The 12,761-nt window shown below is 61.1% G+C and carries 15 protein-coding genes; 7 read left to right on the top strand and 8 right to left on the bottom strand.

The genetic code is table 11. The features are described from left to right. Window positions 1–29: 29 nt before the first annotated feature. Window positions 30–1,556, bottom strand: a complete 1,527-nt coding sequence (locus R1T45_RS05795) for a PAS-domain containing protein (protein ID WP_317390373.1) — start codon at window positions 1,554–1,556, stop codon at window positions 30–32. 85 nt (window positions 1,557–1,641) lie between these two features. Further along, the gene (gene regB / locus R1T45_RS05800; RefSeq protein ID WP_317390374.1) at window positions 1,642–3,033 is read right to left on the bottom strand and encodes a sensor histidine kinase RegB; all 1,392 of its coding nucleotides are present in this window, start codon (window positions 3,031–3,033) and stop codon (window positions 1,642–1,644) included. Between the two features lie 99 nt (window positions 3,034–3,132). On the opposite strand from regB, the gene R1T45_RS05805 reads away from it, so the two are divergent. Together R1T45_RS05805 and R1T45_RS05810 are read left to right on the top strand one after the other, a co-directional pair. Then, window positions 3,133–3,747 carry an SCO family protein gene (locus tag R1T45_RS05805; RefSeq protein ID WP_317390375.1) on the top strand — a complete coding sequence of 205 codons (615 nt, stop codon included), beginning with the start codon at window positions 3,133–3,135 and terminating at the stop codon, window positions 3,745–3,747. Window positions 3,748–3,799: 52 nt separating this feature from the next. Beyond that, on the top strand, window positions 3,800–4,348 hold the full coding sequence (locus R1T45_RS05810) for an ActR/PrrA/RegA family redox response regulator transcription factor (protein WP_120349818.1): 549 nt from the start codon (window positions 3,800–3,802) through the stop codon (window positions 4,346–4,348). Here R1T45_RS05810 and R1T45_RS05815 read toward each other — a convergent pair. Together R1T45_RS05815 and R1T45_RS05820 are read right to left on the bottom strand one after the other, a co-directional pair. Next, window positions 4,345–4,824, bottom strand: a complete 480-nt coding sequence (locus R1T45_RS05815; RefSeq protein WP_317390376.1) for a GNAT family N-acetyltransferase — start codon at window positions 4,822–4,824, stop codon at window positions 4,345–4,347. The two genes, R1T45_RS05810 and R1T45_RS05815, sit on opposite strands and share 4 nt — an antisense overlap. Continuing rightward, complete coding sequence (locus tag R1T45_RS05820; RefSeq protein WP_317390377.1) at window positions 4,821–5,417, bottom strand: HD family hydrolase; 597 nt, start codon at window positions 5,415–5,417, stop codon at window positions 4,821–4,823. Before R1T45_RS05820 ends, R1T45_RS05815 begins: the two co-directional genes overlap by 4 nt. Window positions 5,418–5,492: 75 nt before the next feature. On the opposite strand from R1T45_RS05820, the gene R1T45_RS05825 reads away from it, so the two are divergent. The 4 genes from R1T45_RS05825 to R1T45_RS05840 all read left to right on the top strand — a co-directional run bounded on the left by R1T45_RS05825 (window position 5,493) and on the right by R1T45_RS05840 (window position 8,921). Next, the gene (locus R1T45_RS05825) at window positions 5,493–5,795 is read left to right on the top strand and encodes an S-adenosyl-L-homocysteine hydrolase (RefSeq protein ID WP_240791555.1); all 303 of its coding nucleotides are present in this window, start codon (window positions 5,493–5,495) and stop codon (window positions 5,793–5,795) included. An 85-nt stretch (window positions 5,796–5,880) separates the two neighbouring features. Beyond that, window positions 5,881–7,272 carry an adenosylhomocysteinase gene (ahcY, locus tag R1T45_RS05830; RefSeq protein ID WP_317390378.1) on the top strand — a complete coding sequence of 464 codons (1,392 nt, stop codon included), beginning with the start codon at window positions 5,881–5,883 and terminating at the stop codon, window positions 7,270–7,272. Between the two features lie 206 nt (window positions 7,273–7,478). Beyond that, complete coding sequence (locus R1T45_RS05835) at window positions 7,479–8,390, top strand: PRC-barrel domain-containing protein (RefSeq protein WP_317390379.1); 912 nt, start codon at window positions 7,479–7,481, stop codon at window positions 8,388–8,390. Window positions 8,391–8,579: 189 nt separating this feature from the next. After that, entirely contained in the window at window positions 8,580–8,921 is a 342-nt protein-coding gene (locus R1T45_RS05840; protein ID WP_120349823.1) for a DUF2853 family protein, read from the top strand. Between the two features lie 267 nt (window positions 8,922–9,188). Here R1T45_RS05840 and R1T45_RS05845 read toward each other — a convergent pair whose 3' ends face one another. Genes R1T45_RS05845 through tsaD form a run of 4 tightly spaced genes read right to left on the bottom strand, consistent with a single transcriptional unit; the run spans window position 9,189 to window position 11,935 of the window. Next, window positions 9,189–9,608, bottom strand: coding sequence for an EVE domain-containing protein (locus R1T45_RS05845; protein WP_317390380.1), 420 nt, complete (start codon window positions 9,606–9,608; stop codon window positions 9,189–9,191). Then, window positions 9,608–9,880, bottom strand: coding sequence for a YciI family protein (locus R1T45_RS05850; protein ID WP_067623436.1), 273 nt, complete (start codon window positions 9,878–9,880; stop codon window positions 9,608–9,610). The genes R1T45_RS05845 and R1T45_RS05850 overlap by 1 nt, the downstream gene beginning before the upstream one ends. A gap of 1 nt (window position 9,881) precedes the next feature. Further along, complete coding sequence (locus R1T45_RS05855; RefSeq protein WP_317390381.1) at window positions 9,882–10,835, bottom strand: NAD(P)H-dependent glycerol-3-phosphate dehydrogenase; 954 nt, start codon at window positions 10,833–10,835, stop codon at window positions 9,882–9,884. Then, on the bottom strand, window positions 10,832–11,935 hold the full coding sequence (gene tsaD / locus R1T45_RS05860) for a tRNA (adenosine(37)-N6)-threonylcarbamoyltransferase complex transferase subunit TsaD (RefSeq protein WP_317390382.1): 1,104 nt from the start codon (window positions 11,933–11,935) through the stop codon (window positions 10,832–10,834). The genes R1T45_RS05855 and tsaD overlap by 4 nt, the downstream gene beginning before the upstream one ends. A 75-nt stretch (window positions 11,936–12,010) precedes the next feature. On the opposite strand from tsaD, the gene R1T45_RS05865 reads away from it, so the two are divergent. Further along, window positions 12,011–12,709, top strand: coding sequence for a uroporphyrinogen-III synthase (locus tag R1T45_RS05865; RefSeq protein ID WP_317390383.1), 699 nt, complete (start codon window positions 12,011–12,013; stop codon window positions 12,707–12,709). Window positions 12,710–12,761 lie beyond the last annotated feature (52 nt).

A 12,761-nucleotide genomic window follows, 5' to 3' on the forward strand; every position in this document is an offset into this window, starting at 1 on the left:
GCCGCAAGATTAAAGCGGCGGGGAATGCCCTAGTTGGAGGGTTGTCGCCGGTCGCATGCCGAAGGCATGGCGCTGCGGTCCGGGCGGGCCGTTCCAACCGGGGTCGGGCGAAAGCGAAAAAGCGTCGCGCCGGAAGCGATGGCCGAAATCTCACAAGTTAGGGCCGCGCCGTGGAGCGGAGCGATGGGCATGTTCCAGCCCGCGCGGTCCCCTCTGCCCATGACAAACTCGGCCACGTCGGGCCAAAGCGGATTGGCTGCCGACATCTTTTGCCAGACGCGGATCGCGTCATTGATTGTAATCTCGGCAAAGCTTTTGTCGGGGTCTTGTTTCCATTGGTCGCGATAGGCGGCGTTGCAAAAGGTCAGCACGCCGGAGGCGGAGAAGACGGCGAAGCCATCTTCGAGCTTGTCCAGCAGGCTTTGGCTTTGCTCAAGCTCAGCGCGGAAATTGCGGGTCAGGGTGACTTCGGCGGTGATGTCTTCGATCAAGAATGCTGTGGCCCCGTCGGGGTGGGGCCGGCCACGGATACTGTAGGTTTGACCGTTCTCAAGCGACCATGTCTCTTGATAGCGCCCATCGGTTGCGGCGGCGATCACCTCGGCAATCTCCTGACGCCAATTCTTGTAGTTTTTTGGTTCCGGCATGCGGCGGCTTTCGCGCAGCTGATCGAAAAAGGACACCATCGTCGGTCGGGCGCTAAGAAAGGGGGCGGGCAGGGCGGTCAGGTCAACCAGGGCAGGGTTGAACAGGGCCAGTTGCCCGTTGCGGTCAAAAATCGCCAGTCCGATGGACAGATGCGCAAAGGTCTTGGCGAGGGTTTGAACGAAGTTGCGCTGCGCCTCTTCGGCGGCGACCACGGCATTGATGCAGGTGGCGTGGTAGACCTGCACATTGTCCTCTGTCGTGGTGGTCAGCGCGTACCAATCGGGTTTGTCCCCGTCGCCGCAGCGCAGGCATACGCGGTTGGGATGTTCGGGCGAAGGCGTGCTGAACAAAGCGGCGCCGCCGCATTCAGGATCGGCCGGAGCCTTGCGTTTCAGGGCCCCGTAGGCCCGGTTGTGCCAGATGATGCGGCCTGCGGCATTGGTCTGCCATGCAGGGTTGGGGCTGGTTTCGCTGGCCCGGCGCAGCGCGGCGAGTTTTTGGAACGTCTCTTGCGTGATCTCTTCGGCCGCGCGGGTCTGAGGCAGGTGCAGCCAACATAGCGCGTCCCGCCATGTGATGCGAAGTTCCGAGGGGCTGTCGCCATCTTCTGCCGTGAGGGTCAGTTTGCCGGTGGCCCCGTGCCGGGCCGTGCGGGGGAATTCAGGAAACCGCGACAGCAGCGCTTCGCGGATGTCCTCCCACTGGTGGTGGCCGGGGGCGAGGGCAAAGCGGGTTAGTGCGCTGTCGGAGCCGTGGATCAACTCGCCGTCTTCGAAAAGCAGGCTCATATCGTCGATGCCGGGCGGTGCCGCAGCGGGGCGGCCCGCGTTTGTGCTAAGCCACCAAAGGGCGGCCAGAGCGGTGGCGAAAGCGGCAGCAAGCACGATGATAACGTCTGGCAATGCCATGACGGATAACCCTTTCGGCAAATGCGACGCCCTATCTTGAGAGCCAAAGGTTAACGGCGGGTTAACAAAAGCGCAGTTCCCCCTTTCAAGCCGTCAGGCGCTGGTTCTCGCCCATCACGGCATCATCGGGGCCAAGGTCCAGCAGGCGGCGCGGCCAGACGACTTCGACCACCGCACCGCTGCCTGCGGGCGGCAACCCGCGCAGCCAACCGCTGTCTGACCCATTGGCAAACCGCAGCCGCGCGCCGGACCGTTCGAGGAAAGTCTTGGCGATGAAAAGCCCCAGCCCCATGCCCTCATATTCGGGGCGCGCCGTCTCGTTTGCCGTGCCGCTACGGCGGCGCAGGAAGGGGTCGCCGATCCGCCCCAGATGCTGCGGCGGAAAGCCCGGCCCGTTGTCGATGATCCGCACCGAGATATCCTCGGCGGACCATTCGGTTTCGATCCAAACCGTGCTCTCGGCAAAATCCACCGCGTTCTGCACCAGATTGCGCAGCCCGTGAATGATCTCGGGTTTGCGCGGGATGGTGGGGGGGCGCGCGTGATCTCGGGCCATCGGGTTGTCAGAGAACATCACCGTCTTGCCGCGCTCCAGATGTGGCTCGGCGGCCTCTTTCACCACGGCGGTGAGTTGCGCGCGTTGCATATGCAGATCGTCTTTCCCAATGCGGCCCATATCGCGCAGGATATCGCGACACCGGTCAGCCTGATCGCGGATCAACGCGGCGTCTTCGGCCAGATCGGGCCGGTCTTCGAGGTCACCCAGCAGTTCGGTGCTGGCTAGTTTGATGGTGGCTAGGGGCGTACCCAATTCATGGGCGGCAGCGGCCACAACACCGCTCAGGTCCGACAGTTTCTGCTCCCGTGCCAGCACCATCTGCGTGGCCGAGAGGGCATCGGCCATGGAGTGGACCTCAGTCGTGACGCGCCGCGAATAGGCGCTGGTGAAAACGATGGCGATCAGCAGCGCCGCCCAATGGCCAAAGACAAAAATGCCGGGCTGGCGCAGCACATCGCCCGACTGGGTGACAAGCGGCAGATGCCACAGCGCCAGCACCGAAGCCGCGACAATCGCGGTAGCGCCCAAAACCAGTGTCGAACGCAGGCTGAGTGCGGTGGCCGAGATCGTTACCGGGGCCAGCAGCAGCAGCGCAAAGGGATTGTGCAGCCCCCCGGTCAGCCCCAGCAGGGCGGTTAGTTGCAGCAGGTCAAACAGGACCATGGCAAGGTTTTCGCGCTCGGACAGGCGTTTGTTCTGTGGAAAGACAAAGGCCGCGACGAGGTTGCCCACCACCGAGGCACCGATGGTCAGATAACACAGACCAAAGGCCAGTTGCAGCCCAAGCGCCCATTGCGCCACGGTGACGGCGGTCAACTGTCCGGCGATGGCGAACCAGCGCAGCAGGATCATCGTGCGCAGCCGGATCCAACTGGCGCGGGTGCGCCCGTCGAGGGGCCGAATGTTTGCCTGCGTCATCTTAGCCCCATCACTTTATTGCGTCTTGCATCACCTGCGATCTAGCGTAGGTCTGCGGCGAAACACGATCAAGAGCGGCCATCGGCGCAAAGGACTGACATGAAACAGATGATTGCATTTGGTGCGGTTGGGGTTGCAGCGGTATTTCTGGCCGGGACGGCCTTTATGGTGCTGCGCGGCGAAGATGATCCCTATGCCTCTTGCCGGTCAAGCCAAGTGGCGGGGGGCGATATTGGCGGTCCGTTCGAATTGGTCAACGGCGCGGGCGAAACCGTGACCGATGCCGATGTCATCACCGAGCCTGCCTTGCTCTATTTCGGCTATACCTCTTGCCCCGATGTCTGCCCGCTGGACGTGGACCGCAACGCCGCCGCGACCGAGATCCTCGATGAGCGCGGCCAAAGCATCACGCCTGTTTTCATCACCGTTGATCCGGCGCGCGATACGCCCGAAGTGGTGGGTGACTTTGCCGAAGTGATGCACCCGCGTATGGTGGGGCTCACCGGTTCGCCGGAGCAGGTCAAAGCGGCCAGCCAAGCCTACCGCACCTATTACAAAGTGCATCCGGCGGATGAGAATGGCGAATACCTCGTTGACCATTCTACCTTCAGCTATTTGGTCATGCCCGGCGAAGGCGTCGTCGACTTTTTCCGCCGCGAAGTGCGGTCCGAGCAGATGGCCGACAGCATTGGTTGCTTCCTCGATCAAAGCTGAAATTGACCCGCCGCGATAGCCGCCCCATATTAGCCTTGGAGAGGGGACGTTGATGCAGGATATTTCCGACTTAGGCCCAGACCGCAGCTTGCTTTTGGTCGATGACGATGAGCCGTTTCTGCGCCGCTTGGCCAAGGCGATGGAGAAACGCGGCTTTGAGGTGGAAACCGCAGGCTCTGTCGCGGCGGGCAAGGCCATCGCCACCGCGCGTCCCCCGGCCTTTGCCGTGGTCGATCTACGCCTGCAGGATGGCAACGGTCTTGATGTGGTCGAAGTGCTGCGCGACAAACGTGCTGATGCAAGGGTCGTTGTGCTGACTGGCTATGGCGCGATTGCGACGGCGGTTGCTGCGGTCAAAAGCGGCGCGACAGATTACCTTTCAAAGCCCGCAGATGCCAATGATATCGTTAACGCATTGCTAGCCACCGGGGGCAACCTGCCCGAGCCGCCGGAAAACCCGATGAGCGCGGACCGCGTTCGGTGGGAGCATATCCAGAGGGTCTATGAGCTTTGTGATCGCAACGTCTCGGAAACCGCGCGGCGGCTGAACATGCACCGGCGCACCTTGCAGCGCATCTTGGCAAAACGCTCGCCGCGCTAAAGCTCGAACCGTTTCCAGATTTTATCGACGCGGGTGCCATCGGCCAGCGTACAACTGGGCAGGCGGCGGAAATCTTCGAAACCGCGGCTTTGGTAATAGGCAAGTCCGCCCAGATTGTCGGCGCGGATGATCGCGTGGATATGGGCATAGCCTAGATCACGCGCGGCAGTCTTTGTCTGCTCGAACAACGCCGATCCGATGCCGAACCCCGTCTCGCCCACCCGCACGAAGGTCGCGACATCCACGCCGCCTTCGGGCAGGTCTGGATGGGGCTCTATGTACTGAAAGCCTTTGATCTCTCCCCGCTCGTCTTCGGCCAGATGCCATGCGCTGTCGGGCGCGGTCATCCAACCTTGCAACTCGCGCGGGGTGACGGGGGTGACCATGGCGGTGGTGCCCCCCTTGGCGATGATCGCGTTCAGCAAGTCGGCCAAGGCGCGGGTATCAAGCGCCCCGGCACGGCGGACATGGATCACGCCATCTCGCGCAGCAGCGCCTCATGGCGTTGGGTAAACTCGGCCCGTACCTCGACCGGTGGGCGCAGCAGGATGCCCAGCCCCTCCATCAGCGCCGCGTCGGGGCGGCCAAAAAAGCGCGTCGCCTCGGTTTCGGAAAAGCCTGCGATCTGGCTGGCCTCCATCCAAGCACTGACGCGATCCGCCTTTTTGATCTGTTGCTTGACGCGCGCCGGCAAGCTGGCAGGCAGGCCAAACCGGACATGCACGGCAGTGGTCAGCCGGTCATCCAAGGCGCGATAGTCCGGCCCCACAGCAGCCTTCACGGGCGAGATCATGTCCCCGATCACATATTCCGGTGCGTCATGAAGCAGCGCGGCCAAGCGCCATTTCGCAGGCGCACGGGGGGCGATCCGGGCAAATATCGTTTCGACCAATAGCGAATGTTCGGCCACCGAATAGGCATAGTCGCCCCGCGTCTGACCGTTCCACCGCGCGACGAAGGCCAAGCCATGGGCGATGTCTTCGATCTCGACATCCACAGGGGTGGGGTCGAGCAGATCAAGCCGTCGACCCGACAGCATCCTTTGCCATGCACGTGGTTTCTGCGCCATCCGCCGGAGTCCTTACCTCGTGATCCTTGGGAACAAATCCCTGTCAAACCTGTTCATCCCACGAAGGAGATAATCATGAAACCCGTTTTTTCCGGTACGATACTTGCAGTTACCTTGGCCACCCTCGCTGGTGCCGCGCAGGCGGAAGAAGTCTGCATGCCCGCCAAGGAAATGAAGTCGGCTCTGATCGATTGGTACGGCGAAGAGCCTGTGCCGGGTCAGCGGGACGACAACAGCCAACTCTGGGCGTCGGATCAATCGGGCACATGGACCTTGGTCAAGACATTGGCCGACGGCAATGCCTGTGTGCTGGCCCAAGGCGATGACTGGATGGCGGGACTCTCGGGCGATAAGCAACTGGCCGCTCTTCAGCGTTGACCCTGCGGGGGTCATTCCCCATTCACATTGAGAATTCGCGGCGAAGGTGCTAACCGCCCTGCAACACTTCAAACAGGAGCGCCGCATGGCCCACGACTATATTGTTAAGGATATCAATCTGGCGGCCTACGGGCGCAAAGAGCTGGACATCGCCGAGACCGAGATGCCGGGCCTGATGGCGCTGCGCGATGAATACGGTGAGAGCAAACCGCTGAAAGGCTCGCGGATTGTCGGATCGTTGCACATGACCATCCAGACAGCCGTTTTGATTGAAACACTGGTCGCGCTTGGTGCCGATGTGCGTTGGGCGTCTTGTAACATCTTCTCGACCCAAGACCACGCTGCTGCGGCGATTGCTGAATCAGGCGTTCCGGTCTTCGCGATCAAAGGCCAGTCGCTGGTTGAGCATTGGGATTACCTCGACAAATCCTTCATGTTCCCCGAAGGCCCGAACCTGATCCTCGACGATGGCGGCGATGCGACACTCTATATCCTACTGGGCGCGCGGGTCGAGAATGGCGAAGACGAGCTGATCTCCGTGCCCAAGTCTGAGGAAGAAGAAGCGATCTTCGCTCAGATCAAAAAGCGTATGGCGGAAAGCCCCGGCTGGTTCACCAAGATGCGCGAGCAGATCAAAGGCGTATCCGAAGAAACCACCACCGGCGTGCACCGTCTTTATGATCTGGTGAAGCAAGGCCAACTGCCCTTCCCCGCGATCAATGTGAACGACTTTGTCACCAAGTCGAAGTTCGATAACAAATACGGCTGTAAAGAGAGCCTCGTGGACGGTATCCGCCGCGCCACCGACACGATGATGGCCGGTAAGGTTGCTGTCGTCATGGGCTATGGCGATGTGGGCAAAGGCTCTGCCGCGTCGCTGAGCGGTGCTGGCGCGCGCGTCAAGGTCACCGAAGTCGATCCCATCTGCGCGTTGCAAGCAGCGATGGACGGTTTTGAAGTCGTGCTGCTGGAAGATGTCGTGGCAACTGCCGATATCTTCATCACCACCACCGGCAACAAAGACGTGATCCGCATTGAGCATATGCGCGAGATGAAGGACATGGCGATTGTCGGCAACATCGGCCACTTCGACAATGAAATCCAAGTTGCCGCGCTGAAGAACCACAAGTGGACCAACATCAAAGAACAGGTGGATATGATCGAGATGCCGAACGGCAATCGTCTGATCCTGCTCTCCGAAGGGCGTCTGCTGAACCTTGGCAATGCCACCGGGCACCCGTCCTTCGTGATGTCCGCCTCCTTTACCAACCAAGTGTTGGCGCAGATCGAACTGTGGGAGAACACCGACAAATACGGCAACGACGTTTATATCCTGCCCAAACATCTGGATGAGAAAGTCGCCCGTCTGCATCTGGATCGGATCGGCGTGAAGCTCTCGAAGCTGAACCCCGAACAGGCCGCCTATATCGGTGTGACGCCTGAAGGCCCGTTCAAGCCCGAGCATTACCGCTACTAAATCGCAAAGAGTTCGCTCTTTGGTAAGGTTTCAACGCCGCCCCGCAGACCGTCGCGGCGGCGTTTTTGTATTAAAGTTCTGAAACTCCTCAGGAAATGCGGCCCATCGGCGGATTCAAGCACATATCTGCCGGTAGCAAATGGCGGGCGGAACATAGTCACCCGGGCGGTGTTTCTTCCCCAGACCACTGAAAAGGAGTATCGAAAATGAAACGTACATTCCTGAAATCCACCGTCGCCGCCCTTGCACTGACTGCGGGCACCGCATTCGCTCAGACTGCCGACACCGAAGCCGGTGCAGCAGCAGAGGCCGAGGCCACAATCTCGGGTGAGAGCGTAAGCGACACCGCCAACGATTTGACCACCACTGTTGAGAAACAGGCCGAGCAAACCGCTGAGATGTCGCGTGAGAATTCTGACGATTACGAGGGGACCAACGACCCCAACAAAACCGACGAGATTCTGACCGCCCCGACGGAGAGCGCGGAAATCGAAGGTGATACCGAAGTCGACAACGGAGCGGAGCTGACCGCCGAAACCGATGGCGTGACCCCGTCGACGGATGCCGAAGCCGATCTGGCCGGGAACGCAGATTCAGAGTCGAACTCGACCCTGAGCACCGACACCAGCGGCACTGTCACAACAGAGACAGACACCGATCTGGCAGCCGATGAAGACGCCGATATCGACAGCGAAATGACTGCCGAGATCGAAGGCGAAGCTGAAACCGATCTGGAAGAGAATGTCGCTTCGGACACCGAAGCGAACATGGAAACAGACGTCACACGCACCGACACCGGCATGAGCAATGCCTTCTCCGGTATGGTTGTGGGTGATCTGGTCGGCCTGACCGTCGTCGAAGCGGATGGCGACACCATCGGTGACATCGACTATGTGATCAAAACTGACGCTGGCTATGCCGCTGTCGTTGGTGTGGGTGGCTTCCTTGGCCTTGGCGAACACACCGTCGCCGTGCCGCTTGAGGAAATCTCCATGGCCGCCGAAAACGACCTGAAGCTGAGCTCTTGGACCAAAGCCGAGCTGGAAGCCCAGCCGGAAGTTGATGAAGATACAATCGAAGGTCTCGAAGACGACGTCCGTCTTGACGACGCATCCTAAGCGACCCGCGATATCGAACTCAGAGGCGCCCCATCGGGCGCCTCTTTGCGTATGGGGGCGTGGCTGCCGGGCGTGGTCGACGGGGGCAGTCAGCCGGGGTCGCGAAATAAATCTTTTGCAAAACAGGGTTATGGCCTTAGGCTCCGGTTTCAGGAACCCCTGAAGCCGAAGTTACTGTTGGAGAGATTTATGGGCAAGCGTGACGAATGGATCGCGAAATACGCCGAGGACCTGAAGAATAAATGCGGCATGGACCCGGATATGGACCTTTTGACCAAGGTGACCATCGGTTGCGGTCCGTCGATCTACAACGCCGACGCGCAAACGGTGTCTGCCGGTGATACGGCTGAATTGAACACCGTAAAGGACAACTTCCTTATCAAGAAACTCGGCCTGCCGGATGATGAGCACCTCATGGGCGGCATCCAGAAAGTGATTGAAACCTATGGCCGGTCAGAGCGGAACAAGTACCGCGCCGTGGTCTATTACATGCTGGTCAAACATTTCGGCAAAGAGTCGGTCTACGGCTAATCGCCGGAAAGACTTACCAAAACTTTACCTCGGACGCGCGCTTGATTAAGCGCGCGTTTCGTTTTTGATGGGGCTTTGACACAGTAGAAAGTTGAGAAATTCAATGACTTCTGCTATCAGTCTTATATCGGCTTGATGCGCTGATAAGAGTTTAAAGAACATGTGTGGTGGTTTTGGGAGCACATGGGGTGAGAAGGGTTCTGGCGGGGTGCCGGAACCCTTTTTCGTTTCCCAACCGTTAATTTTGGCCGGTCTCAGGGCCCGACCCTAGGGCGCAGTCTTACCCAAACCGCAGATAAGGTCCCATTCCGCTTCGGTCACAGGTTGCACCGATAGGCGGGAGTTTTTCACCAGCACCATATCCTCCAGCCGTGCGTCGGCCTTGATCGTATCCAGTGTCACAGGCAGGCTGAACGACCGCACCGCTTTGATATCCACACATTCCCAACGCGGGTCATCGGTGCTGCTGTCGGGATGCGCTTCTGCGCAGACTTCGACGATGCCGACAACCTCGCGGTCTTTCTGAGAGTGGTAGAAGAACCCCAGATCGCCAACCTTCATCTCGCGCATGAAGTTGCGCGCTTGATAGTTGCGCACGCCGTCCCATTCCTCGCCCGCGTCACCTTTGGCCTTTTGGTCGGCCCAGCTCCATGTTGCGGGTTCGGATTTGAACAACCAATAGGCCATTAGCCGATCACCCGGTTCCAATGGGTCAGGGTCACGCTTTGGAACAGACCGGCCTTGGCATAGGGGTCATTCGCGGCCCAATCCTCGGCTGCGGCCATGTCTGGCACATCCAGAATGATGAGCGAGCCGATCATGCCGCCTTCGGCATTCAGCAGCGGGCCAGCTTGGGCTACGGCATCGCTGGATTTGAGATAGGCCAAATGGTCGGGCCGGTTTTCCTGACGGATCGGCAGGCCATCGGCTTTGTCATGGGCGGTCAGGGCAACAAACATATCATTCTTCCTTTAGGGGGCGGGTCAGTAGTGATTTCATGGCGCCAGCCACATCTAACTGGTTGTCGAGCAGCCCGGCAACCGCACGTGTAATCGGCATATCGAGCGCAGCCTCGCAGGCAAGTGCATCCACAGCGCGCGCGGTGGCGGCTCCTTCGACCGTGGTCGACGGGTCAAAGGGCGTGCCCTGGCCAAGCGACTGCCCCAGCCGGTAGTTGCGCGATTGCTCTGAGGTGCAGGTCAGCGTCAGATCACCAAAGCCCGAAAGCCCGGCCAGCGTTGTCGGTTCGGCCTTCAGATGCGCGGCGAGGCGCTGCATTTCGGCATAGCCGCGCGTCATCAGCGCGGCCCGCGCGCTTTCCCCCAGCCCCGCCCCAATCGCGGCCCCGCTCGCGATGGCGACGACGTTCTTCAGCGCCCCGCCCAGTTCCGCGCCAATGGTATCCGTGGTGCGGTAGAGCCGCAGGTTCGTCGTGGTCAGTTCCGCTTGCAGGTATTTGCCCGCCGCCGCATCGCCACAGGCCAAGGTCAGCGCGGTGGGCAAGCCGCGGGCGATATCAGCGGCAAAGCTTGGCCCCGTCAGGATCGCGGCCGTGGCATCGGGGATGGTTTGGGTGATCACGCTCACCGGTCCGACACCGCTGCTGAGTTCGATCCCCTTGCAGCAGGCCACCAGATGTTTCCCGTGAAGCGCGCCTTTGTGGTCTTCCAAGACACTGCGCAGCCGTTGCATCGGCACGGCCAGCAACAGGATCTTGGCCGCGCTCGCTTGGTCAAGGCTATCGGTTACCGTGAGCGTATCAGGGAAAGGGCACCCCGGCAGGCGTTTGGTATTCTCACGGCGCTTGGCCATATCCCCCGCATCGCGCGCCCAAAGCGTCACCGGCCCTTTGCCCGCCAGCGAGATTGCCAGCGCCGTGCCGAATGCCCCTGCGCCAAGGACGGAAACGCTCATGCCTTGGCCCCCTTCTTGCCACTGCCCAGCATCGAAGGCCGTGCGGTATCCAGCGGCCAGCGGGGACGTGCCGAGAGTGTCAGATCATCGGCCTCGCGCAGCGCGGCTTGCTCTCCAGCAGCGAAGGCGATCATCGCGGCGTTGTCGGTGCAAAGCGCCAGTGGTGGGGCGACGAAGCGCGCCTGCTGTTCCTCTGCAACAGTCTCTAACGCGGCACGGATGGACTTGTTTGCCGCCACCCCGCCTGCCACACAAAGGCCCCGCGCACCCTCTACTGGATACTCCGCAAAGGCGCGGCGCGTCTTATGGGCAAGCACATCGACCACGGCGGCCTGAAACCCTGCCGCCAGATCCGCTTGATCCTGCCGCGTCAGCCCGCCATGGGCTTCCACGCATTTGTCGCGGGCGCGCAGAACGGCGGTTTTCAGACCCGAGAAGGACATGTCGCAACCGTCACGATCCAACAGCGGGCGCGGCAGGGCGAAGCGATTGGGCTCGCCCTCCTGCGCGCATTTTTCAATCGAAGGCCCCCCGGGCTGCGGCAGACCCAACAGCCGCGCAACCTTGTCAAAGGCTTCGCCCGGCGCGTCATCAATGGTGCCGCCAAGACGGTCAAAACTCTCCGGGCCGCGCACAAGCAGGAACTGGCAATGTCCGCCCGACACCAGCAACATCAGATAGGGATAGGGCACATCATCGGTCAGCCGCGGCGTCAGGGCGTGGCCCGCCAGATGGTTCACCCCATAAAGCGGTTTGCCCGTCGCTGCCGAAAGTCCCTTGGCACACATCACGCCTGAGACAACCCCGCCGATCAGCCCCGGCCCGGCGGTGACGGCAATTGCGTCGATCTGCCGCAAATCGATCCCGGCCTCGGCTAAAGCGTCTTCGACACAGTGATCCAGCTTTTCCGCATGGGCGCGAGCCGCAATTTCGGGAACGACACCGCCGAAGTCAGCGTGCAGCTCGGTCTGCCCTGCGACGACCGAGGCCAGCACCGTGCCGCGCCCATCCTCACCCATACGCACCACGGCGGCAGCGGTATCGTCGCAACTGCTTTCCAAACCAAGGATCAAGCGGGTCTGAGGTTGGGTAGAGGGCATGGGGGCTTTCCGTTGCAAGGCACCTGTACCGCAGGTAACACCGCTATCACGCGCAAACAATGCCGGAGCCTTGCGATGCCACAGCCAAGATTGCTTCTGACACGTCCACATCCCGGTGCCGCGCAGTTTCTGGATCGGCTCTCGCCCGCGCTGCGGGACGGGGCGGTGATTTCCCCCCTGATCGAGATTGCCCCGACCGGTGTAGAGGTCGATCTCGCGCCCTTCGCCGGGGTGATCTTTACCTCGGCCAATGGTGTGGCCCATGCGCCAAAGGGGGACGGGCGGCCCGCCTTTTGTGTCGGCCCGCAGACCACGGCGGCGGCGGCGAAAGCGGGCTGGCAGGCGCAGATGGCCGGGCTGGATGCCAAAACGCTGATCGCGACCCTCTCGGGGCAGCCGCAGATTGGCCCGCTCTTGCACCTTGCCGGACGCCATCGGCGGGCGGATGTTGCTGCAATTTTAGGCGCTTCGGGTCTGACCGTTGATGTCGCGACGATCTATGAACAGAACCTTTTGCCGCTCTCCGCCGCGGCGCAAACCCTTTTAAATGGGCCAAGTCCTGTCATCGTGCCGCTCTTTTCCCCCCGCAGTGCACAGCATTTCGCCCGCGAGGCCAGTTGCACAGAGCGGGTCATCGCCCTGTCGATCAGCCCCGCCGCCGCGCAGGCGCTTGAAGCTCTGCCGCTCTATGCGCATGATGTCGCTGCGGAACCCACTGGCGAAGCCATGGCGGAGGCCGTTGAAAAACTTTTCCGCTGCACCACCTTGCCTTGAGGGGCATAGGTATGCCGGGTAAGCTCGCCACTGCGAGCGGATGATAGGTTCA

Origin of the sequence: Sulfitobacter sp. LC.270.F.C4 (genome assembly GCF_032922545.1) — a bacterium.
In the GTDB taxonomy this organism is placed as follows: Bacteria; Pseudomonadota; Alphaproteobacteria; order Rhodobacterales; family Rhodobacteraceae; genus Sulfitobacter; species Sulfitobacter profundi.